The following is a 23,823-nucleotide window of genomic DNA, read 5'->3' as shown; positions in this document are numbered from 1 at the left end:
ACCATCCTAAAATTGGATTGTTTAAATAATTTATATTTTAAACATAACATGATTTTCATTTTATATATGATGACTTTTTATAAAGAAAATGATGTGAAAAGTTTTATTCACTGTTCACACCATTTATAGATAAATTAAGTTTTATCAAGTTCGTGAGCAAATTCAGCAATATCTGCCAATGCTTGTTTAGCCTCATCAAACCATGCATTAAACATCTGGAAGTTATGCCACATGCCTGTATAAAGTTTGAATTGAACTTTAACACCTGCATCTTCGGCTTTCTCTCTAAAACGTTTTGCATCGTCTAATAAGATTTCTTTAGACCCCACTTGAACCAAAGTTGGTGGAAGACCATGTAAATCGTCGAAAATAGGCGAAACACGCGGGTCATCGGCTGCGATGTGATTCCCTATATAGTACTGAGTGCCTGTTTGTAGGGCTTCAATAGAGAGTAAGGCATCATGTTTTTTATTAAATCTGAGTGACTCACTCGTGAGTGTTAAATCCAAAAATGGAGATAACAAAATCAGGCCACTTGGCATGAGCTCAGGTTGTTCTTTTAAACGTAAGCAAAGTGCTAGCGCTAAATTTGCTCCGCATGAATCACCTGACAAAATAATATCTTTAGGTTGGATGCCTTGGACCACTAAAGACTGATAGATGTCGTATAGAGCTTCGGTTGCCTCAGGGTAGGGATGCTCTGGTGCAAGAGGATAATCCACATGGATAATCTGCATTTGAGTACGGGCAGCTAAATCCGTCATAAAAGCATGATGTGTTTTGACACTACCAAGGAAAAAAGCACCGCCGTGAATGTGAAAAATTAGTTGAGTCGCAGAATCTTGCGGCTTGATTTCTTCACCTTTAATACCTGCTAGTCGAATCGGGCGCACGGATACATTTTTTTGTCGTGGGAAAGCACGACACATCTGATCCAGCACAGGGCGTAAGGCAGTAGCCGGCAAATTTAGCTGGCTTGGCTTGCGAATTGTTGTTTTAAGAAAAGTTTCTGTAAAATAATATTTCCAAACATTTGATATATTCATATAGCATCCATTTTTATGCTAGTTTCTTGTAATCTTGTAAATTTTATTTTGCAAGATTACAAGGTTACACGAAACAGTCACATTCAAAAATTGCAATATCTTTGCGACTTCTGAATACTAAAAATCTTGAAAGACCCAAGGATATTACAAAAATGAAAAAGATTGCTTTAGCTTTAGGACTCATTGGTATGGCTGCATTTGCCAATGCGGCTGATTCACTCAATGGAACGGTATGGAAAACGATTGATGATCAGACCAACAAGCCAAAAGCCGTAGTGAAATTTACGGAACAGAAGGACGGAACCTTAACAGCAACCATCCAAAACATTTTGACACCAGGTGAAGAAAACGCTTGTACAAAATGTGAAGGTCCGTACAAAAACAAACCGCTTAAAGGTGTCACCATTGTACATAATTTAAAAAATGTAGGTGGTAACAGTTATGAAAACGGTACGATTTTAGACCCAAAATCAGGTAAAACTTACAAACTGAAAGGTGAGTTAACCGATGGCGGCAAAAAGCTTAAATTACGTGGTTATATTGGCGTTTCTGCACTTGGTCGTAACCAAACATGGATTCGCGCGAACTAAAAGTTTTAATAAAAAAACGAGCCATTTGGCTCGTTTTTTTATGCTTGAATATTTTGATAGGCGGTTTCATCGAAACCTACAATAAAACCCTGTGAAGTTTTTAAAACAGGTCTTTTAATTAAACTTGGCTGAGCAATGAGTGCTTCAATCAGATTATCTTCACTGCTTAGAGCACGATTTTGTTCTTCTTCTGAAAGCTTGCGCCAAGTCGTCCCTTTTTTGTTAAGAACGGTATCTTTTCCAATTTCTTTTAACCAGATTTTTAGAGTATCTGCATCAATGCCTTGTTTTTTATAATCATGAAAATCATAGTTAAGCCCTTTAGCCTGCAAGGCATCAAATGCTTTTTTCATTGAGTTACAGTTTTTAATTCCATAAATTTTTAACATTTTATCGGACCATGTCAAAAAGAGAGAGCACACAGCCTAACCCAAAATGCTTTTAAGCACTACTTTATACCGATACTTTTAAAACAAATGAAAATTAATGATTAATCGAAAGAGAAATGTCATGTTATTGTCATAAGACAAGGTAATAATGAGCTTAACAAGAAGAAGTTAAAACTAAAAGAACTTAGCGCAAAATAAGAGACTTAAAAAGAGAAAACCCGCATTTAATCATCCTGATCATGCGGGTCTCATTTCAACGTCCAATGTCACATCCTTGCAAATAAACTTATCATAAGTTTATTTTATCTTCCTACGGCGTCCTATCCTTTTGCGTCATCCTGACTGCTTCCCTGTGCCGTGGGGCTATAATGCCGTTAAAGCTGCGTAAGAAAAATACTCAAAAACGACATATGCTGTAAGCGAAAACGACAATGTAAGTGAACGAGTGTTCACTTATTCTTGAATTTTATAGTCGATAATAACGGGTGCATGGTCGCTAAACCATTGATCTTTATAAACCCATGCGTTAATTGTACGTGCTTTCCAGTCTGGCGAGCATGCATGGTAATCAATACGCCACCCTACATTTTTTGCACGGGCTTGACCGCGATTTGACCACCATGAATAAAGTTCTGCTTCTGTGCGAACTACACGGAAAGTATCGACATAGCCCAGTTCATCATAAATATGGTCAAGCCATGCACGTTCATGAGGTAAACAACCAGATGATTTCTGGTTACCTGACCAGTTTTTGATATCAATGCGTTTATGAACAATGTTGTAATCACCACAAATGATGACTGACTTGTTTTCATCACGCCATTGTTTCAAGATTTTTGCGTATTCACCTAAAAATAAATCTTTACGTGCTTGTGCTTCTTCACCACTTGAGCCCGAAGGTAAGTATAATGATGCAATATGTACCGGATGTGACAAACCTAAATCGAATTCCGCAGAAATAAAGCGGCCTTGACTGTCAGCTAACTCAAACCCTAAACCATCTTTAACAGAGACGAAGGGTAGACGGCTATATATCGCAGTCCCCGCATAACCTGCACGCTCTGCTGGAAAGAGATGGGTATGCCATCCTTCGGGTCTAAATTTTTCAGTCCATTGTTCATGGGTAATGCGGCTTTCCTGCATGCATACGACATCGGCATCTGATTGTTTTAACCATTCAAGTAAGCCTTTCGTTACTGAAGAACGTAAGCCATTTACGTTAATGGAAACGACTCGAAGAATTTTTACATCACTTGGATACTGATCCTTTGGTATCATGCGAAAATTTAACCTCAATTGTGAATTTGGAGCACCTCATGACAACGCCTGTGTCATTTCACCCGCAAGCATTTATCGAACTCGCATTATCACGCGGTGTGCTTAAATTTGGTGAGTTTACTTTAAAATCTGGACGCGTGAGTCCTTATTTTTTTAATGCAGGCCTACTCAACGATGGTGAAGCTTTATCTCTTTTGGCGCAAGGCTATGCTGATAAATTAACACAATGTGAAAATGTTGATGTGATTTTTGGACCAGCTTACAAGGGTATTCCATTTGTAGCAGCGACTGCTGTTGCTTTGTCGCAAGTCCATAACAAAAGTGTGCCATGGGGCTTTAACCGTAAAGAAGCGAAAGATCATGGTGAGGGCGGTGTTTTAGTTGGTGCTGCGGTTGAAGGTAAAAAAGTCTGGATTATTGATGACGTAATTACCGCAGGTACAGCGATTCGTGAAGTTGTAACGATTTTGAAAAATGCTGGTGCAACTATCGCGGGTGTGTTGGTTGCGCTAGATCGTCAAGAACGTGGTCAAGGTGAACTTTCTGCAATTCAAGAAGTTCAAAAAGAATTAGAAATTCCTGTGCACGCACTGATTACCATGAAAGATTTAATGGATTATTTGGAAGCGAAAGGTGAAGAAGAAGCGCTAGCAAATATGCAAGCTTATCGCGAGAAATATGGTATCTAAGAGCTAGATATAGAAAAAGGAAGCTAAGGCTTCCTTTTTTTGAGCATATCTAATTGATTAAAAATAAGTTTGAAATGTGAATAGTCTTCATAAAGCCGTTTTAGCATGCTGAATACTGAAGTGATTTAGCTTAAGATATTGATATTAAAATAAAAAATTAAATAATTTCGCATAAAAAGTAGTATATTAAATAGAAAATGTAAAAAAATTTTTTAATTTAGAAGAATCTTGATCTTTTAAAATATTATTTAATAAAATATTTGATCTTTATCATAAAGTTATTGATACTCATACTCTATCTATATATAGTATTTCAGTAAGGTAAAGAGAATGAGCTTAGAAAGCTTTAAAGTACAAGCAATTCGAGATTTAAATATTTATAAAGCAACGCCAACAATCACAGATGAAGAGTGGATTGCCTTTGCTCAGCAACTTGTTGCTTCAAATTCGAAAACAATAAGAGAAGCAAAGAGTATATTTCTAGAAATGTTTGAAGATAAAGAAATTCTTTTTATTGCATGCGAGAGTGTCGATAACACAGATTTAAATGCTCTATTAATGATGGCGATTCAAATAAGTAAGTCTTAAAAATATTATTCTTTATATACAACTTAAATTACTGTTTTATCGGAGATAAAATGTCTGATCAAGACTTAGCTTATCATTTACAGATGAAGTTTGGATTATCTTATAATGAACCGAATTCATCTCAGATATTAGCTATCAAATCGGACATTAACCAAATTGTTAGAAGTGGTAGAACGCCAACCCAAGCTGATTGGATAAAGATCATTGGATTTCACTGCAAAACTATTGGGACACATGCTCGATTTGGAGTTGATAATACAGATTTGAATTTTTTACTTTTATTAGCAATCCAAACCAGTAAGTAGCAATATGAACATTAACGATTTTAAGAAAGAAGTTTTTTCCACTTTTCATATATTTAAGGTATCTCCAGACATAACTGATCAAGAATGGCTAGAGTTCTCAAAAAAAATCGCTCAATTAAAACCTAGAAATAAAGCTGAAGCGTTTAAGCTTTTACATAATTTTTTTCCACGCCATAAATTTACAGTTATGGCATTTGATAGTGTTGATAACACAGATATTAATGCTCTTTTACTTATAGCTATTAATTTAAACAAATGAGTAATAATTCTTATAACTCTTTCGAAAGAGAGCACACACAAAATAAAGAAGTATATATGTCTCTTTTAAAAGACATAATTTCTAAGAAAAATAGTAAAACTATTAAGCCTGATGATATTCTGGACTACTTAGAAAAAGCGACAAAATACTTCTCAATTGCAGAAAATTATTCACATAAGATTCTTAATGAAAAATCTGTACTAAAAGGTTTTGCTGTTAATAGCTTTGCGGATGATTGCTTTGCAATCTTAGAAACTTATTTATTGCATATTACTTTGTTAAAACAATTGTTTGATTCTCATATTGCTGATATAGATCTCAACAAAGTAATTTCAGAGAAAGCTCTAACTAACACTCAGAGAATAGCAGTACAATATTCAAAAAAAGGGGTTGTTGAATTAAAGCAACGCTTTAAAGATTTAGAGTTAAGTACAAATGGCTTTGATACCAAAGCAACACGAAGTGAGTTTAACCTAGATATGTCCGATCGTTTATCACTTATTATTGGCGGTATTGGACTGGCACTAATACTAATACTTTCCTTATTCATTCCAAGCCCTACTAACTGGCAACAGGTGGTACTAAGAGCAATACTATCTTTATCCATAGGAATACTTATTTCAACTATTCCAGGTTTTTTACATATTAACTTAGCAGGAAAATTTCTTGATAATAGGTATAAAATTATAGCAACAGGGTCTATCGCTGTATTTGTTATTATTTATATGATCAACCCAGCATTTGTGAGTTAATTTTAATAAGTCTTTTACGGGGTTTAATCTAACCCTATAAAAGACTTGCTTGAATACTAGTTTGTCTAAGTAATTCAATACTTTTAGAAATATTAATTTTTTTATCAGCATTTTTCAGGGATAAGTCTGACATTTTCTGAGTAATTAATAAGAACTCGTCAACATTATAAACTCGTTGGAATTTCTTCTCTTGTTGGAGAAAAACTGTAACTTTTTTATGCTGTTTAATAAGCTCAATAATATTTTTTAAAGTCCCTGTACTTTTTTTATCCCAAAGCATAACACCTATATCAGCATCGTTTGCTAAAGCGATATCCTTAGCTGTAAAGAAATCTCTTGTACCGGACCTATATTTGGTTGCTATGGATTTTGTAGGCCAATTTCCTAGATTATTTCTTACTTTCATACCACTATGGTAAACAATAACATTTCTATATTCTTGAATACTAAGGTAATTTTGTACAGCTTTGTCAATTCCATCAGCATCACCAAGGATAATTTCATATCCTTGGTGCATCATCTTATCAATACGTTTAGTTACTGATTCATCTAGGTTCTTAATACTAATAGAACCGGCAATAAAGATTTTTTTCACTACTATTTCCAAGTTAATGCAGCTATATAGATATTTTTAACTTTAGGATATGAGCTTAACACTTTACAAGCAGCATCCATAGTAGCTCCAGTATCAAATAGATCATCTATAAGTAAAACATTCCAGCAACCATCATTACGAATACCATCATGAATAGAAAAACTATTAGCTAATATTGACTCTTTTTCCTCTCTTGTCTGTAAGTCCTTAAGAGAGGTGCCATTTTTTGTCTTATGCAAAATGTCCGTAAATACAGGTATATTCAAAGCTCGTCCAAGCCCCTCGGCTAAACCATACACTGGTTGACGATCACGATTATTAGATGCAGGCATGGGAACAATAAATTCTATCTCTTCATTAAAGTTTTGAGTTATTGCTGAAGATAGAGCATCAACTAAGGTTGGGATCTGGTCCCAATCATTTCTATATTTTAATAAAAATAATGATTGGCCTATGTCAGATCTTTTAGTGTCAAACATAGGACGACCATATTGATTGTCACCAATGTATTCACTTTTTAAAACATGCTTGTCTAAAACGATTCCTTTTTTCCAAGGGCCGAAAATTTCTTTAATATTCATTTAGTTATTAACCTTTATTAAAATTCTATCGATAAAATAATACTTTATTAAAAAATAATTTAACATAAAATCTCTTATTTGAAATTTCAAAGCTAGATTTTTTCACTAAATCATTTTGCATTTCACATGATAGAATATTGTTAAATACACTAATTCTAGTTTTTTAAAATTAATTATTTAAATATTCCTTCACTCTGAAAATATAAAAAGCCGACTTTGTAACATATCGACTTCTTCTTAAGCAGTTTCATCACTTCTTACATTCCAATGTAACGCCCAACTTATCTTATTGTCCTTGTTCAGTCATCACCAAAGGCGAAAAAGAAGCGCTAGCAAACATGCAAGCTTACCGTGAAAAATACGGTATCTAAAAACAAAAAGGCATACCTCTAAATAGGGGTATGCCTTTTTAATATTTACTTAAAACTGATAATTCAAACGCAATAACACATTACGTGGTGTGCCTGGCATGCTGTCTGAACGCCAGTACTCTTTATTGGTTAAATTGTTCACCGCAAGTGTGACATTCCAAGGGTCGGCACTGTAGCCAATTGCTGCATCGACACGATTGAAGCCTTCCATTTTTACTTGATTATTAATATTTGGATAATAAGAACCCACATAGGTCACGCCCACTTCGGTATACCACTGTTCAGTTGGTAAATAGCGAACAAATAAATTACCCGTGTTTTTAGATGTGTTGGCTAAATAGTTGCCTTCTCGCTCAGGGTTTTGATTGTCTTCTTTAACTTTGGCATCGGTATAGCCATACCCACCACGAACAAAGACATTATCAAGTACACGGCCAATAAAACTAAATTCGAGACCACGAGATTGATGTTGACCAGCAGTTGCCCATACCTCTGGTTCACTGTCAGGGTTCGGTTTATAGCGAATATTATTTTTACGAATATCAAAGACAGAAAATTGAGTATTTAAACGATTATCGAACCATTCACTTTTTACACCAACTTCATATTGCTTGTTATATTGAGGCTCTTTATCCATTTTCGCGACATCTGTACTTCCAGTAACTTGGTTGACACCCATTTGTCCACCAAACGGTGCGAAGCTTTTAGAGTAAGACGTATAAAAGCTATGTTCAGGAACTGGTTGCCATACCAAGCCAACATTTGGGCTAAAAGTACTGTCTTTTACATTACGATGTTCATTGTTAATTTTGTTAGTAGTTGAAAAGTCGAAGTAATCGTAGCGGAGTCCCATCATAAGTTTAAGTTGGTCATTTAGACCAATTAAATCTTGAATAAATACGCCGTAAGTTGTGCCTTCATTATAGTTATGCTGACTAATCTTTAATGGGCCATTGCCACGACTGTACTCTCGTTCACCAGTGATTGGATTAACGTAACCATAAATGGCCGACCCATTTTGAGTTTTATTGGCTAGACGTGGCTCTCGTTGTTCATAAGTCCAGTCTGTACCAACCATAATTTGGTGTTCAAGCTGGCCTGTCTTGAACTTTCCTTTAATATCAAATGTATTGGTTGTGGTCTTATTGCTGGTTTGTTGCCAGTAGTAAATTTGGTCGATGTAACCTTTTTTTGTACAAGCCTCATTCTTTGAGTTTTTTCCATCTAAACCACAATAATTTCCAAAATAAAAGTGGTCAAAGTTCTGTTCTGCTTGTCGGTAACTTGCCGCCCAGTGGAAGTTCCAATCAGGCGCATATTCATAATTCACATCGGTACGAACGACTTGCAAAATATCATCAACATAATCACCGTCTTGGGCAAATCCCATTTTAATTGAAGTTCCCGCAGGCAAGTTGTCACGTGTTGGTCCACGGTCAGGAACTCGACCTAATTTGTCATAGGTATATTGTGTGGTCCAAGTCAGCTTTCCATCGTCATTTTTATAAGTAAAGCTTGGGGAAAACATCTTAATCTTATTTTCAATACCAGAGCGGAAGCTGCCTGCCTCACCATATTCTCCAGTCAAACGCACTGCTAAATTGTCATTAAGTACTTGGTTGATGTCAGCGGTTGTTCCGTAGTTATCGTATGAACCCGCATATGCGCCAACTGAACTTTTAGAGTCAAAATTGGCGAATTTACTCACCATATTCACAACCCCGCCGCCAGCACTACGGCCATATAAAACCGAAGCGGGGCCTTTTAAAATTTCTATACGTTCGATATTGGCTGTACTGCGGCGTACTTGTCCGCTTTCACGTATGCCATCACGGTAAATATCGCCTGTGTCGGCACCAAAACCACGAATCGTGATCCCATCGCCGCGCATATCGTAACTGGTTGATACTCCTGGGGTGCCTTGTAGCATAACGCTTAAATCATTTGAGCCATAAATTTTATATTTCTGAACATCAATGGTATCAACGGTTTGAGGGATATCTTTTTTGTCTAAACCATTGCGTGTGACATTGGCTTTGTCATAGTCGATATAACTTTTAATCGGATCGAGTTCACTCATGGCCTCAATTTTTATGGTGGGCATGGTGGCCGCCACTTTTGATGAGTCAGTCACATCTTCTGCATAGGCACCTTGAATATTCAAGATCATTAAACTGAGTAAGCTCAGCGGGAAAAGACGCTTAATTTGGGGAGATGGTGTAGAAATGCTTAACATAAAAATAAAATCAATTAACAAAAATAAAAGTATAAATGATAATTATAATCATTTAATTGTTTAGAATAAAAGAACTATTCCCTTAAAAAATGACATATTTATTTTTTAATAACTGATTTTTAGTAAGTTAATTAGCAAATTAAACGAATTGGATGAGTTGACTCATTAGTTTTTCTTGTTAATTGAGCTTTAAAGGGGACTTTTCATCGATTAAAAGCACCCTTCTGGAATTACGCGTTATTTTTGAGAACATCTAAAATATCCATTTCTGGATCATAATTTTCATCAATTGTTTTGCAAATTGCTTGTCCCACAATGACATGCGTGCCGTTAAAGGTCATAGTGGGTGCTTCATATAACTCCCAACCATGATTCAGAGCTTTAGTCACTCGTGCACAAAAAGCAGAGTCATCAGGGCCAGTTAAATAGCGATAAAGTTTCATGCTTAGCCTTTAAAAATAGTATTTTATAACCTTAGTTTAACTGAATTTACCTTAATTCAAGATAAAGAAATAACCGATAAGGTTTTACTGAAATTAAGAAAAACCAGTGAAAAATCTCAGTTATACTCATGCTAATTTAAATTTTAAGAAGAGCTTGAGTATGCGTGTACTTGTCGTCATGGATCCGATTGAAACCGTAAACCTTAAAAAGGATTCAACCATGGCAATGTTGTGGGCGGCGAGCCGTCGTGGACATGAATTAGGTTATGCATTACAACAAGATTTATATATCGATCAGGGCAAAGCTTACGGCCTCATTTCACCGCTAAAGGTTTTCGAAGATTACAATCATTACTATGAGCTTGGCGAAAAGAAAAAAGAATCTATCGCGGCTTACGATGTTGTGCTGATGCGTAAAGACCCGCCGTTTGACATGAATTTTGTTTATACGACTTATGTGCTTGAGCAAGCTGAGCGTGAAGGTTCATGGATTATTAATAAACCTCAATCATTACGTGATTGCAACGAAAAACTTTTTGCAACACAATTTCCAGAGCTACAAGTACCTACACTTGTGACATCACAGCAAAGTTTAATTCGTGAATTTATTAAAGAACATGGTGATGTGATTGTTAAGCCACTTGATGGTATGGGGGGCATGGGAATTTTCCGTTTATATCAAGATGGTGTAAATATTGGTTCTACCTTAGAAATGCTTACAGAGCTAGGTACTCGTCCAATTATGGCTCAGCGTTATATTCCTGAAATTGTAGAAGGGGATAAGCGTATTTTAATGGTGAATGGTGAACCTGTTCCTTACTGTCTAGCTCGTATTCCACAAAATGGTGAAGTACGCGGTAACTTGGCGGCAGGTGGTTTAGGCCAAGCGCGTCCGCTTACTGAAAATGATAAATTGATAGCAGCTAAAATTGGTCCTTTCTTGCGCGAAAAAGGTTTAGTTTTTGTAGGTTTAGATGTGATTGGTAATTATGTCACTGAAATTAATGTCACTAGCCCGACCTGTATTCGTGAAATTGATGCTCAATTTGGTACATCAATTGCCGATGATTTATTTGATGTATTAGAAGCTGGCCGTACAGCTTAATTATTTATTTCAGGTGATTTTCAGCGGTATTTATTGGAAATCACCTGAAAATATATGAATTAATAAAATAACAATACTAAATACACCACAGCTTTGTAGGCATATTTTCAAAAAAGCACATCTTTCTGTTATAAACGAGTGAAATTAGCTTTTCGTTAATGAAGCTTTAGGATTAAAATAAAAGGCTACAAAAATAGATGACAATTTCCATTGTTTTTTGAGTTGAAGAATTAGACCGTGACCGATTCACAGCAAAGCAAACCTAAACATGTCATGATGATGGCTGCCGGTACAGGTGGACATGTTTTTCCAGCCCTCGCCGTAGCCAAAAAACTTCAACAACAAGGTTGTCAGGTTTCATGGTTAGCCACGCCAACAGGCATGGAAAACCGATTATTAAAAGATCAAAATATTCCAATATATCAAATTGATATTCAAGGTGTTCGTGGCAACGGATTAGTCCGTAAAATTGCTGCACCTTTTAAAATTTTAAAAGCCACTTTAAGCGCAATGCGTTATATGAAACAGCTTAAAGTTGATGCAGTTGCAGGCTTTGGCGGTTATGTTGCGGGGCCGGGTGGTTTGGCCGCACGTTTGTTAGGTATTCCTGTACTTATTCACGAACAAAATGCAGTTGCTGGTTTTACCAATGCGCAGTTATCTCGTGTTGCTAAAGTCGTATGTGAAGCATTTCCAAATACCTTTCCTGCTGGTGGAAAAGTCGTTACAACAGGAAATCCTGTACGTCATGAAATCACAGATATTTTAAGCCCAAAGTGGCGTTATGATGAGCGTGCGCAAGCAGGACGGCCTCTAAATATTCTAATTGTTGGTGGTTCTTTAGGTGCCAAAGCACTCAATGAACGCTTACCTCCAGCATTAAAACAATTACAAGTTCCACTCAATATTTTTCACCAGTGTGGTCAGCAACAAGTTGAGGCAACTCAAGCACTTTATGCAGATGCACCAGCTAATTTAACTGTACACGTTTTGCCGTTTATTGAAGATATGGCAAAAGCTTATAGTGAGGCAGATTTAATCATTTGCCGAGCTGGAGCACTCACAGTAACAGAAGTTGCAACAGCAGGTGTGGCCGCAGTTTTTGTACCACTCCCTATAGCAGTTGATGACCATCAAACTGCAAATGCCAAATTTCTGGCGGATGTCGGTGCTGCGAAAATTTGCCAGCAATCGACCATGACGCCAGATGTTTTAAATGAATTGTTCACTTCGCTGATGAACCGCCAATTACTTACTGAAATGGCAGTGAAAGCGCGTCAACATGCCCAACCAAATGCGACTCAGCATGTGGTTGATCTTATCCAAAAAATGTAATCGGATTTACTATGTCTCCATCAACAGCTGCGAACCAAGCAAAAAAACTGATTAAAGTGCCTGAAATGCGCCGTATCAAACACATTCATTTTGTGGGGATCGGCGGTGCTGGTATGTGTGGCATTGCAGAGGTATTGGGTAACCAAGGTTATAAAATTTCTGGTTCAGACATTAAGGCGTCTAAAACTACAGAACAATTAGAGAAAAATGGCATCAAAGTTTATATTGGCCATCAACCGGAAAATATTAAAAATGCCAATGTGCTTGTAGTTTCTACAGCAATTGATCCGGAAAATCCGGAAATTAAAGCTGCAATTGAACAGCGTGTTCCAATTGTACGTCGTGCAGAAATGCTAGGTGAGCTTATGCGTTACCGTCACGGTATTGCTGTGGCTGGTACACATGGTAAAACTACAACTACAAGTCTTTTGACGACGATGTTGGCGGAAGAAAACCTTGATCCAACTTATGTTATTGGTGGCTTACTTAACAGTACAGGCGTAAATGCGGCGTTAGGTGAAAGCCGTTTCATCGTGGCTGAAGCTGATGAATCAGATGCATCTTTCCTTTATTTGCAACCAATGGCAGCGATTGTAACCAATATCGATGCTGACCATATGGATACCTATGAAGGTAGCTTTGATAAATTAAAAGATACGTTTGTACAGTTCCTTCATAACTTACCATTTTATGGTTTGGCTGTAGTTTGTGGTGATGATGCGAACATTCGTGAAATTCTGCCGCGTGTAGGCCGTCCGGTCATTACTTATGGCTTTAATGAAGATAATGACATTCGTGCAGTTGATATTGAACAAGATGGTATGCAATCGCACTTCACTGTGTTACGTAAAGGTCGTGAACCATTGCGTTTAACAATTAATCAACCAGGCTTACATAATGTTTTAAATGCCTTGGCAGCAATTGGTGTTGCCACAGATGAAGGCGTTTCTGATGATGCAATTAGCCGTGCATTAGAAGGATTTAGTGGTGTTGGCCGCCGCTTCCAAGTGCAAGGTGAATTTGAACTTGCTGATGGCAATGTTAAGTTGGTTGATGACTACGGACATCATCCAAAAGAAGTAGAAGCAACAATTAAAGCTGCTCGCCAAAGTCATCCAGATCGTCGTTTGGTTATGTTGTTCCAACCACATCGTTATTCTCGTACCCGCGATTGTTTTGATGACTTCATTGAAGTGCTCTCTCAAGTCGATCAATTATTATTGTTGGAAGTTTACCCTGCTGGTGAAAAGCCTATTGTGGGTGCAGACAGCCGTACTTTAGCGCGTAGTATTCGTTTACGCGGACAAGTAGAACCAATTTTGGTTGATCCGGTGGAAGGTAATTTGCAAAACATCATGCAAAATGTGTTACAACCAAATGACTTGTTATTAACGCAAGGCGCGGGTAACGTGGGAGCAATTTCAGTAGAACTTGCGCAACACCATTTGTATGTGAAATAAACAAAAAGTATTGAATTATCGGGTTAAGGATTTAAACGTGTCAAATGCTACAAAATTCGGCAAAGTTGCCGTGTTATTTGGTGGGAAATCGGCTGAGCGTGCTGTGTCTTTGGATAGTGGTCAGGCAGTTTTGGACGCTTTGTTACGTTCAGGTGTTCAGGCTGAAGCATTTGATCCGCAAGACCGCAGTGTGACTGAACTTGTAAATTATGATCGTGCATTTATTGTATTGCATGGTCGCGGGGGTGAAGATGGCCAGATTCAAGGTGTACTTGAATGGTTGAATCTGCCTTATACAGGAACAGGTGTGCAAGGTTCTGCGATTGGCATGGATAAAGTTAAAACCAAGCAAATCTGGCAAGGTAGCGATTTACCTACAGCGCCATATCGCATTATTACTAAAGAAACAGATTTAGATGCGGTGATTGCTGAGTTAGGCTTACCTGTCATTATCAAACCTGTACATGAAGGCTCAAGTGTCGGCATGAGTAAGGTTGAGAAAGCAGAAGACTTTGCTGCAGCAATTGAAAAGGCGACTCAGCACGATGCTGTGGTTATGGCAGAAAAATGGATCACCGGTCGTGAGTTCACAATTTCATTCCTAAATGGACAACCGTTGCCTGTCATTCGTTTGCAACCACCAGCAGATGTTGCTTTCTATGACTATGAAGCGAAATACCAACGTAATGATGTAGAGTATGGTATTCCTTGTGGTCTTAGTGAGACTGAAGAGAAAAACCTACAAGCTTTATGTTTACGTGCTTTTCAGGCTGTGGGTGCAGAAGGCTGGGGTCGTATTGATGCGATGCAGGATGAGCAAGGCAATTTCTGGCTTTTAGAGGTAAATACTGTGCCAGGTATGACCAGTCACTCTTTAGTTCCAAAAGCTGCTAAAGCTGTTGGTTATAGCTTTGATGAATTGTGCGTTGCAATTCTTGAGCAAACATTGGAAGGTACGGCTTAAATATGGCACAACTTCCGGCTTCCATGCGCCGTAAACGTGCGGCCATCACCTCTATTCATGATAAACCGCCTACGCGTAAGCAGAAGCTTGCGAATGCTGGTGGATGGGTGCTGTTGGTTATTGCTTTTGTAGTGCTGGCAGTCGGAATTTATGGGCTATATAAAGTTATTACAGATGCAACAGTTGCAAAACTAGAAGTTGTAGGTTCGGCGTCTTCTGTTGAAACACAACAAGTGATGCAACATGTTGCTCCAATTATAAAAGCAAATTATTTCACATCTGATTTAGAACAGATTCGTGACAAAACATTAGAAATTTCATGGGTAGACCGAGTTGTCGTATCTCGTGCTTGGCCCAATGGTATTCGTGTCCGTGTCATGCCTCGCCATGCTATCGCTCGTTGGGGAACAGGTCGCTTATTAAGCGATGGTGGCGATGTATTTAGTGAGGCAGAGCCGACGAATCACCCTGAACTTCCGTTGCTTCATGGGCCGGTAAGTCAGTCAAAAATGATGATGCGACGCTATAATGAAATTAATCAATTATTCCATCCTGTTAATTTACGCTTAAAAGAGTTATATCTGACTGAGCGAATGACTTGGTTTATGCAATTTGATTCTGGTTTACGTATTATTGTTGACCAAGATCAAACAATGAATAAGTTGCAACGTTTAAGTCATCTGGCACAATCTGACTTAAAACCGGTGTGGTCGAAAATCTCAGCCATTGATTTGCGATATCGTAATGGATTATCTATTCAATGGAAGAACGCAACACCACCTAAAATTGTGAATGGTCAGTTTGTTGTAACGAGTGATGACACAAGCATTGCAGGTGGAACAAAAGCAAAGCCATAATACGTGGCTTTAAAATAGGCAATTTGCCTGGTATTAAACAACAAAGAAATGGTATGAGTGATGAGTGAAGCTGTTCCCTCAGTTGTTGCGATTGACATTGGGACGCATAAAGTTTCAGTTTTGATTGGAAAAATTCATGCGCCGGATAACATTCAAGTTATCGGTATGGCAACTGCTCGCAATCGAGGCATGAATAAAGGAAAAATTGTAAGCCTCGATAAAGTCATTGCTGCGATTAAAAATGCTGTTGCTGAAGCGGAAAATATGGCCGAATGTCGCATTCATAGCGCATGGGTATCTATTCCGAGTACCGAGTTGCAAAGTTTTTATGCCTCTGGTCGCACACCAGTATCTAATCCAGCACATGTGATTACAACAAATGAAGTCGTGCGCGCGTTAGAATTGGCAAAAGCAAGTCATGTGACTTCTGATTACTATTTAGCAAGTGCAGTGCCGTTAGGCTTTGAATTAGGTGATTCTGCTGAATGGGTGCAGAATCCAATTAATATGACTGCCCATAGTATGACTGGACATTATCAGTTAATGATGATGCCTATAGCGACTATGCAAAACCTTGATCGTGCCATGAAAGGTGCAAATATCGGGGTTGAAAAAATGGTGGTGTCTTGTCTGGCAACCGCTGAGGCAAGCTTACTGAAAGATGAAAAAGAGTATGGTGTTTGTCTAGTTGATATTGGTGCAGGCATTACCAATCTTGCTGTTTATCTAGATGGACGTTTGGCTCTAGCACGTACATTGCAACGCGGTGGTGAACACGTTACACGTGATATTGCTGCTGTATTGCAAACCACGACAGAAGAAGCTGAACGAATTAAAATTCTGCATGGTTGTGTCGATTTAAGTGCTGTTAAGCCAGATCACATGATTCAGGTAGAAGGAATTGATGGCCCTCAAACAATTAGCCGAATTGAGTTGTCAGAAATTATTATTGCCCGTTATGAAGAGATCTTTAGCCAGATCCGCGATGAACTCGAACAAAGCGGTGCAATTCATGGTTTATACCATGGTGTAGTATTGACAGGGGATGCTTGTCAAATAGAAGGTATGGTGAGTTTAGCTCGTCGTATGTTGGGTGTATCTGCACATTTGGGTAATCCGCCGTTACAGGTTTATGCTGATGATCAACATCAAGCAGCCTTACGTCGTTCTATGTATGCAACAGCAGCTGGTTTGCTCATGTTTAGCCAAAGTGAGTTGCAAGATGCTGTTGAAGAGCCTGAAGAGGCAAATGACCGTTCGGTATGGGAACGAATGGTAAATGGCTGGAATGCGTTTAATAGCAAATTAAAAGCCATTTTTTAGGATGTATGTATTTATTGGTAGAATTGTTAGGAAGTTGTAAGAGAAAACCGCTGTACTTGACAAGGTTGGTATTGCACAGCATTCTTAAAATTAGTTATTTTTGAAAATCAAGGCAGTATACGGGCTGAAGTGACTGCCATAATGTATTAGGAACCCTAAAGGTCATGGCCTCATTTGAATTTATAGAAGATGAACTAAACGATGGCAACGGTCAAGCCCGTTTCACTGTATTTGGTGTAGGTGGTGGTGGCGGTAATGCCGTTCAACATATGGTGCAGTCTGATATTCAAGGTGTTAAATTCGTTTGTGCCAATACAGACAAACAAGCACTGGACTGTATGAATGCACCTTTCAAAATTCAGTTAGGCGAGCAAAGTACACGTGGTCTAGGTGCTGGTGCTAACCCTGAAGTAGGGCAAGTTGCAGCAGAAGAAAGCCGTGAAATCATTCGTCACCACCTTGAAGGTACCGATATGGTTTTCGTTACCGCTGGTATGGGTGGTGGTACGGGTACTGGCGCAGCGCCTGTTGTGGCTGAAGTTGCCAAAGAAATGGGTATTTTGACTGTTGGTGTAGTTACAACACCATTTAACTTTGAAGGCCGCCGCCGTTTAAAGTCTGCTGAACGTGGTATTGAAGCACTTGAAGCACATGTTGATTCATTGATTATTATCCCTAACCAACGCTTACTAAGCGTATATGGCGATATTTCAATGAAAGATGCTTATAAAAAAGCTGATGATGTGTTGTTAAACGCTGTACGTAGTATTTTTGACTTGGTTGTTAATCGTGGTCACATTAATCTTGACTTCGCCGATTTGAAAACTGCAATGAGTACTCGCGGTTATGCAATGATGGGTGCTGGTTTAGGTCGTGGTGAAGATCGTGCGCGTCAAGCTGCTGAACAAGCGATCCGTAGTCCATTACTTGATAACGTAAATATTATTAATGCCAAAGGCGTGTTAATTAACATTACGGGTGGTGATGACATTACGTTACGTGAGACTGAAATCATTACTGATGTTGTGAACCAGATTGTTGACCTTGATGAAGGTGAAATCTTCTACGGTACAGTATTTGATCCAGATGCACGTGATGAATTACGCGTAACAGTGATTGCAACTGGTTTAACTCGTAATGCAGCAGATGCTGAACCGAGAAAACGTAATACGGTAAGCCATGCATCGTCTCAATCAGCTCAATCTGTTGATGAAGATGATGTTCCTGCAATCAATAAGCGTCAAAACGCTGATAATGAAGTCAGTAGCACAGCAAGTTCTACTCCGCGTTCTTCTCCAATGAGTATTCAAGATTACTTGAAAAATCAGCAACGTAAGTAAATAATCGTTAGGTTTAATGAAAGGCAGTGTTTAAACACTGCCTTTTTTTATTTTTGATCAATGACTAAATATGCTAACGTATAGCGGTTTTAAAAAAGAAGTTACAAAGCATGGTGAAACAACGTACTCTCAATCGTGTGGTAAAAGCGAGTGGAATAGGTCTTCATAGCGGTCAAAAAGTGATGATCAATTTCATTCCACATACCGTGGATGGAGGTATTGTATTTCGCCGTATCGATTTGGATCCACCTGTCGATATCCCGGCCAATGCTTTATTGATTCAAGAAGCTTTTATGTGTTCCAACTTGGTAACGGGAGATATAAAAGTAGGAACAATTGAGCATGTAATGAGTGCAATTGCAGGTTTAGGAATTGATAACCTGATTGTTGAGGTGTCAGCTTCTGAAGTTCCAATTATGGATGGAAGTGCTGGTCCATTTATTTACCTTTTAATGCAAGGTGGATTACGTGAACTGGATGCACCGAAAAAATTCATTAGAATATTAAAACCAGTTGAAGCACTCATCGATGATAAGAAAGCAATTTTCAGCCCTCACAATGGTTTTCAATTAAATTTCACGATTGATTTTGACCATCCGGCATTTGCTAAAGAATATCAATCTGCCACGATCGACTTTTCGACCGAAACTTTTGTTTATGAAGTCAGTGAAGCACGTACTTTTGGTTTCATGAAAGATCTGGATTACCTGAAGGCAAATAATTTAGCACTAGGTGCAAGTTTAGATAATGCAATTGGTGTAGATGATACAGGTGTGGTCAACGAAGAAGGTTTACGTTTCGCTGATGAATTCGTTAGACATAAAATTTTAGATGCAGTAGGTGATTTGTATTTGCTTGGTCATCAAATTATTGCCAAGTTCGATGGCTATAAATCAGGACATGCTTTAAATAACCAGTTGTTACGCAATGTTCAAAGTGATCCGAGTAATTATGAAATTGTAACATTTGATGACGAGAATCAATGTCCAATTCCATATGTGAGCGTGACATAAGTCATTGTCTTTACTTGGCTATGTTATAATGTAACATTAAAAAGTGTGATTATTATCACATAATAAGAACGATTCTAATTAAGAAATATAAAGCTCATCATTTTTTATTGCTTGCCAAACGTAGTAAAGCTTGGCTAAGCTTAGGGTCGCTCACAAAGTCGGCTGCACTACGTAACATTTCTTGTGTTTCCGGGGGGATGGGTTTAGATGGCTCAGATGAGGGTGCATTTGAAATAGTTTTATTTCTTAATCGAACCTGAATTCTTTGTAGGTCTTTTAGGCCTTCGAGCTGAGATAATTTAGATACATATTGGTTCTGTAAATAACTGAGTTGACTAATCATCGCTTGATTTTCACCAGTAATGATTAAAGAGCCATTTTGATAACACACAACCTGCCATTGTTCCGGTTGGGGCAATAAGGGTTGGATAATTTTCGTAAGTCTTTGCCATTGCGCGACTTGCGTTGTTAGAAACGTAAGGTTTCCTGTTTTTATGTGTTTTCCGGTTTGTTGAAAAACGTTATCGGGTTTGGACATGGTCATTCTCGGATAGATTCTTGTCTTAATCTTAAGCGTTCATTTCAATTGATATCAAGGAAGAGATCATAAGGAACTTGAGTAAGAACAGTTTCAAGAGGTTTTTATGCACACGCGTCGTATTTTATTAGCGTTTTCACTTGCCGCTTCGGCAGCATCAGTTGCTTTTGCAGATTATCAAACAATTAACCAATCTACTGACTCAGATCGATTGGAACAGCTATCAAAAACATTATCTCAAGGTTCATATACTCATCCTGATGATTTAGATCTTCCGGCGAGTGCGAAAGTTTCAGTGACCTTACGCCAAAAAACAGTTGAACTCAATAATGAGTCGCTCGCAAAGAAGTACGGTAACACAACCGCAAAAAATTCTTTTAATGCCTCTTCTTCAAATTCTTACTCTTGGTTAGTTTCTCATCCTCTTCCTGATACTGTACGAGTTTCTTCAAACTTTGGTGGTCGCACCATGGGTGGTCGTGCAGAACATCATGGCGGTTTAGATCTGGCTGCTCCGAGTGGTACACCAATCTACGCTACAGGCCCAGGTATTGTAACTAAATCTGGCTGGGGCACTGGCTATGGTCAATATGTTGAAATTAACCATGGTAATGGCTATTTAACGCGTTATGCTCATGCTTCACGTTTAATGGTGCGTGTAGGCGATCAAGTATCTGCAGGCGAGCATATTGCTAATGTAGGGTGTACAGGTCGCTGTACAGGTCCGCATTTGCATTATGAAGTTGTAAAAGATGGGCAACGTAAAAACCCAACTACTTACTTGGCGATGCTTCCATAAAAGCATAGTTAAAAAAGTAAGGTTATTAAATTTATGAATCTAAAACTAAGCTAAACCTTTTTTAACGCAAAGATTGTATAAAAAAACGCCATTATTGGCGTTTTTTTGTTATTTTGTTTACTGCTCGGTCAATGACTATTCATTCAGAAAATAATAGGGCCCCCTTACATTCACCCGAGGCAATAACTTGAAAGGGGTAAAACGTGGTAAAAATACAAAGTAGATTAGAGAACAAGGAACAGGTGAATTATGGCGTTTTACGGTGACTCCGACGCACAAGAAACCCAAGAATGGCAAGATGCATTCGATTCAGTTTTACAACATATGGGAACTGAACGAGCGGCATTCTTGTTGGAAAAACTTTACCAACAAGCAATTGCTAAGCATGTTCCAATTCAACGTCTCAATACACCTTACTTAAATACAATTTCTGTTGAAGAACAACCTGCAATGCCAGGCGACCAAGATATGGAACGCCGTATTCGTGCATTGATTCGTTGGAATGCCTTAGCAATGGTACTTCGTGCGAATAAAACAGGTGATGATTTAGGTGGACACTTGGCGAGTTTCGCATCAAGTGCAACATTATATGACGTAGGTTTTAACCATTTCTTCCGCGCAAACAGCAATAGCTTTGGCGGAGATATGATTTATTACCAAGGGCATTGTGCTCCTGGTATTTATGCACGTTCATTCCTTGAAGGACGTTTAACTGAAGAACAGTTAAGTAATTTCCGCCGTGAAGTTGGCGGTAACGGTTTACCAAGCTATCCGCATCCATATTTAATGCCTGACTATTGGCAATTCCCAACTGTATCAATGGGCCTTGGTCCAATCATGTCGATTTATCAAGCACATATTCAAAAATATTTGATGAACCGTGGCTTGATCAAAGAAGAAGATCGTAAAGTTTGGGCTTATCTTGGCGATGGTGAGATGGATGAGCCAGAAAGTACTGGTGCGATTTCACTTGCTGGTCGTGAAAAGCTTGATAACCTTATTTGGGTGGTTAACTGTAACTTACAGCGTTTAGATGGTCCGGTACGTGGTAACGGTAAAATCATTCAAGAGTTAGAATCTTTATTCCGTGGTGCGGGCTGGCGTGTCATTAAAGTGGTATGGGGTCGTCATTGGGACCCACTTCTTGCAAAAGACACCTCAGGCGCTTTGAAAGCGGTAATGGAAGAGACAGTTGATGGTGAGTACCAACGCTATCAAGTGAAAGGTGGTGCATACACGCGTGAGAAATTCTTTGGCAAGTACCCAGAAGCTGCGGAACTTGTAAAAGATTTAAGCGATGAAGACATCGATAATCTCAACCGTGGTGGTCACGACCCTTACAAAGTGTTTGCTGCATATGCAGAAGCAATGAAAGCTAAAGGTCAACCAACAGTTATTCTTGCGAAAACTGTTAAAGGTTACGGTTTGTCTGAAGAAATTGAAGCGGTGAACAAAACTCACCAAATCAAAAAAATGCAGATTGACTCTTTGAAATATGTACGTGACCGTTTCAATCTTCCATTTACAGACGATAAGTTAGAAGAGCTTCCATTCTACCGCCCAAGTGAAAACTCTCCAGAAATGAAGTATATGAAGGCGCGTCGTGAAGCGTTAGGTGGTTACCTACCTGCACGTCGTAAAGAGAGTGAAATCTTAGCGATTCCTGAATTATCTGTATTTGATGCTGTATTAAATGGTTCAGGTGGTAAAGAACAATCTACTACGATGGTGATGGTTCGTTTAATTGCTTCTTTACTCAAAGAAAAAGCAATTAAAGACCGCGTAGTACCAATTGTTCCAGATGAAGCACGTACTTTTGGTCTGGAAGGTATGTTCCGTCAGCTCGGTATCTATGCTGCTCACGGTCAAAAATATACCCCAGAAGACCAAGAACAATTAATGCATTACCGTGAAGCAAGTGACGGTCACATGCTACAAGAAGGGATTAACGAAGCTGGTGCGATGAGTGCATGGGCTGCGTTGGCAACAAGTTATTCAACGAATAACTTGCCAATGATTCCAATGTATATGTACTACTCAATGTTCGGTTTCCAACGTATTGGTGACATTGCGTGGGCAGCAGGTGATGCGCAAGCTCAAGGTTTCTTGTTGGGTGCAACTGCTGGTCGTACAACGTTGAACGGTGAAGGTCTACAGCACCAAGATGGTCATTCGCATATCTTGGCGAACACGATTCCAAACTGTGTATCTTATGATCCATGTTTTGGTTATGAGTTGGCTGTAATCGTGCATGACGGTTTAAAACGTATGTATGTGAACCAAGAGCGTGTGTTCTACTACTTAACTGTAATGAACGAAAACTACGAGCATCCTGCAATGCCTGAAGGCGCTGAGGAAGGCATTAAACGTGGTATGTACTTGTTCGAGAAAGATGAAAAAGCAACTGTCCAATTACTTGGTTCAGGTGTGATTCTTCGTGAAGTGATCAAGGCTGCGAAAATCTTACGTGATGAATACCAAATCCATTCAAATGTTTGGAGTGTAACAAGCTTCAATGAGTTGTCACGTGATGGTATGGCATGTGAAGAATACAACCGTTTACACCCACTTTCTGAAGAAGTGAAAGAATCTTGGGTATCTAAACAGTTACGTGGTACAGAAGGTATCGTTGTTTCAGCAACAGACCATATGCGTGCTTATAGCGAACAAATCCGTGCGTATCTTCCAGATGGTCGCCCATTTGTTGCATTAGGTACAGATGGATACGGTCGTTCAGATACACGTGCTAACTTACGTAGTTTCTTTGGTGTTGATGCTGCACATATCGTTGTTGCTACTTTGAAAAAATTAGCTGACGAAGGTGAAGTGGACGCACGTTTAGTTAAAGACGCAATTTCTAACTTTGAGTTAGATACTGACCGTCCAGTGGCATGGGCTCCTCAAGCGCATCCAGAAGTTCAGGCAGTTGCTGAATATAATGAAACGCAAACAGGTGAGGGGAACTAA

General features: G+C 38.6%; 24 protein-coding genes. 16 read left to right on the top strand and 8 right to left on the bottom strand.

What is annotated here, in order from left to right:
* Positions 1–134: 134 nt before the first annotated feature.
* Positions 135–1,046, bottom strand: a complete 912-nt coding sequence (locus tag RFW85_RS04775) for an alpha/beta hydrolase (protein WP_004790086.1) — start codon at positions 1,044–1,046, stop codon at positions 135–137.
* A gap of 152 nt (positions 1,047–1,198) precedes the next feature.
* Between RFW85_RS04775 and RFW85_RS04770 the strand changes: the two genes are divergently transcribed.
* Positions 1,199–1,636: a DUF2147 domain-containing protein gene (locus RFW85_RS04770; RefSeq protein WP_002121971.1), complete on the top strand. Its 438-nt coding sequence runs from the start codon at positions 1,199–1,201 to the stop codon at positions 1,634–1,636.
* Positions 1,637–1,674: 38 nt separating this feature from the next.
* Here RFW85_RS04770 and RFW85_RS04765 read toward each other — a convergent pair whose 3' ends face one another.
* Together RFW85_RS04765 and RFW85_RS04760 are read right to left on the bottom strand one after the other, a co-directional pair.
* Positions 1,675–2,025, bottom strand: coding sequence for an arsenate reductase (locus tag RFW85_RS04765; RefSeq protein ID WP_309171205.1), 351 nt, complete (start codon positions 2,023–2,025; stop codon positions 1,675–1,677).
* 453 nt (positions 2,026–2,478) lie between these two features.
* Positions 2,479–3,303 (bottom strand): exodeoxyribonuclease III, encoded by an 825-nt coding sequence (locus RFW85_RS04760; protein ID WP_309171204.1) that lies wholly within the window; start codon positions 3,301–3,303, stop codon positions 2,479–2,481.
* 38 nt (positions 3,304–3,341) lie between these two features.
* Between RFW85_RS04760 and pyrE the strand changes: the two genes are divergently transcribed.
* The 5 genes from pyrE (at position 3,342) to RFW85_RS04735 (ending at position 5,896) form a co-directional block, all read left to right on the top strand.
* Positions 3,342–3,992, top strand: a complete 651-nt coding sequence (gene pyrE, locus RFW85_RS04755; RefSeq protein WP_057068997.1) for an orotate phosphoribosyltransferase — start codon at positions 3,342–3,344, stop codon at positions 3,990–3,992.
* A 330-nt stretch (positions 3,993–4,322) separates the two neighbouring features.
* Complete coding sequence (locus RFW85_RS04750; RefSeq protein WP_309171203.1) at positions 4,323–4,580, top strand: hypothetical protein; 258 nt, start codon at positions 4,323–4,325, stop codon at positions 4,578–4,580.
* 50 nt (positions 4,581–4,630) lie between these two features.
* Positions 4,631–4,885, top strand: coding sequence for a hypothetical protein (locus RFW85_RS04745; protein ID WP_309171202.1), 255 nt, complete (start codon positions 4,631–4,633; stop codon positions 4,883–4,885).
* Between the two features lie 4 nt (positions 4,886–4,889).
* Complete coding sequence (locus tag RFW85_RS04740; RefSeq protein WP_309165479.1) at positions 4,890–5,144, top strand: hypothetical protein; 255 nt, start codon at positions 4,890–4,892, stop codon at positions 5,142–5,144.
* 56 nt (positions 5,145–5,200) lie between these two features.
* Positions 5,201–5,896, top strand: a complete 696-nt coding sequence (locus RFW85_RS04735) for a hypothetical protein (protein WP_309171201.1) — start codon at positions 5,201–5,203, stop codon at positions 5,894–5,896.
* Between the two features lie 34 nt (positions 5,897–5,930).
* Here the strand turns inward: RFW85_RS04735 and RFW85_RS04730 are convergent, their stop codons facing one another.
* The 4 genes from RFW85_RS04730 to RFW85_RS04715 all read right to left on the bottom strand — a co-directional run bounded on the left by RFW85_RS04730 (position 5,931) and on the right by RFW85_RS04715 (position 10,122).
* The gene (locus RFW85_RS04730) at positions 5,931–6,491 is read right to left on the bottom strand and encodes a hypothetical protein (RefSeq protein WP_309171200.1); all 561 of its coding nucleotides are present in this window, start codon (positions 6,489–6,491) and stop codon (positions 5,931–5,933) included.
* A 2-nt stretch (positions 6,492–6,493) separates the two neighbouring features.
* Complete coding sequence (locus RFW85_RS04725) at positions 6,494–7,072, bottom strand: ComF family protein (RefSeq protein WP_309171199.1); 579 nt, start codon at positions 7,070–7,072, stop codon at positions 6,494–6,496.
* A gap of 420 nt (positions 7,073–7,492) precedes the next feature.
* Positions 7,493–9,679 (bottom strand): TonB-dependent siderophore receptor, encoded by a 2,187-nt coding sequence (locus RFW85_RS04720; RefSeq protein WP_309171198.1) that lies wholly within the window; start codon positions 9,677–9,679, stop codon positions 7,493–7,495.
* A 230-nt stretch (positions 9,680–9,909) separates the two neighbouring features.
* Positions 9,910–10,122 (bottom strand): DUF1737 domain-containing protein, encoded by a 213-nt coding sequence (locus tag RFW85_RS04715; protein WP_002122004.1) that lies wholly within the window; start codon positions 10,120–10,122, stop codon positions 9,910–9,912.
* A 160-nt stretch (positions 10,123–10,282) separates the two neighbouring features.
* On the opposite strand from RFW85_RS04715, the gene gshB reads away from it, so the two are divergent.
* From gshB to lpxC, 8 genes are all read left to right on the top strand, one after another.
* Entirely contained in the window at positions 10,283–11,227 is a 945-nt protein-coding gene (gshB, locus tag RFW85_RS04710) for a glutathione synthase (protein ID WP_063097684.1), read from the top strand.
* Between the two features lie 237 nt (positions 11,228–11,464).
* Positions 11,465–12,562, top strand: a complete 1,098-nt coding sequence (gene murG / locus RFW85_RS04705) for an undecaprenyldiphospho-muramoylpentapeptide beta-N-acetylglucosaminyltransferase (RefSeq protein WP_309171197.1) — start codon at positions 11,465–11,467, stop codon at positions 12,560–12,562.
* Positions 12,563–12,573: 11 nt separating this feature from the next.
* Positions 12,574–14,022, top strand: a complete 1,449-nt coding sequence (gene murC / locus RFW85_RS04700; protein WP_002122011.1) for a UDP-N-acetylmuramate--L-alanine ligase — start codon at positions 12,574–12,576, stop codon at positions 14,020–14,022.
* 37 nt (positions 14,023–14,059) lie between these two features.
* Positions 14,060–14,986 carry a D-alanine--D-alanine ligase gene (locus RFW85_RS04695; RefSeq protein ID WP_002121862.1) on the top strand — a complete coding sequence of 309 codons (927 nt, stop codon included), beginning with the start codon at positions 14,060–14,062 and terminating at the stop codon, positions 14,984–14,986.
* Between the two features lie 2 nt (positions 14,987–14,988).
* Positions 14,989–15,843, top strand: a complete 855-nt coding sequence (locus RFW85_RS04690) for a cell division protein FtsQ/DivIB (protein WP_002122049.1) — start codon at positions 14,989–14,991, stop codon at positions 15,841–15,843.
* Between the two features lie 60 nt (positions 15,844–15,903).
* The gene (ftsA, locus tag RFW85_RS04685) at positions 15,904–17,166 is read left to right on the top strand and encodes a cell division protein FtsA (protein WP_002122057.1); all 1,263 of its coding nucleotides are present in this window, start codon (positions 15,904–15,906) and stop codon (positions 17,164–17,166) included.
* 164 nt (positions 17,167–17,330) lie between these two features.
* The gene (gene ftsZ / locus RFW85_RS04680) at positions 17,331–18,506 is read left to right on the top strand and encodes a cell division protein FtsZ (protein WP_002121912.1); all 1,176 of its coding nucleotides are present in this window, start codon (positions 17,331–17,333) and stop codon (positions 18,504–18,506) included.
* A 110-nt stretch (positions 18,507–18,616) separates the two neighbouring features.
* Positions 18,617–19,519, top strand: a complete 903-nt coding sequence (gene lpxC, locus RFW85_RS04675; RefSeq protein ID WP_017399846.1) for a UDP-3-O-acyl-N-acetylglucosamine deacetylase — start codon at positions 18,617–18,619, stop codon at positions 19,517–19,519.
* 97 nt (positions 19,520–19,616) lie between these two features.
* On the opposite strand, the gene RFW85_RS04670 is transcribed toward lpxC, so the two are convergent.
* Entirely contained in the window at positions 19,617–20,063 is a 447-nt protein-coding gene (locus RFW85_RS04670; RefSeq protein ID WP_309171196.1) for a DUF721 domain-containing protein, read from the bottom strand.
* A gap of 100 nt (positions 20,064–20,163) precedes the next feature.
* On the opposite strand from RFW85_RS04670, the gene RFW85_RS04665 reads away from it, so the two are divergent.
* Positions 20,164–20,856, top strand: a complete 693-nt coding sequence (locus RFW85_RS04665) for a M23 family metallopeptidase (protein ID WP_046811806.1) — start codon at positions 20,164–20,166, stop codon at positions 20,854–20,856.
* A gap of 249 nt (positions 20,857–21,105) precedes the next feature.
* A complete protein-coding gene (gene aceE, locus RFW85_RS04660; RefSeq protein ID WP_014207931.1) occupies positions 21,106–23,823 on the top strand; it encodes a pyruvate dehydrogenase (acetyl-transferring), homodimeric type in 2,718 nt (905 codons plus the stop codon).

The organism is Acinetobacter sp. 12966 (genome assembly GCF_031196995.1).
GTDB lineage: Bacteria > Pseudomonadota > Gammaproteobacteria > Pseudomonadales > Moraxellaceae > Acinetobacter > Acinetobacter geminorum.
The sequence above is the reverse complement of the archived record's forward strand: the minus strand, read 5'-3'. Positions and strand labels throughout refer to the sequence as shown.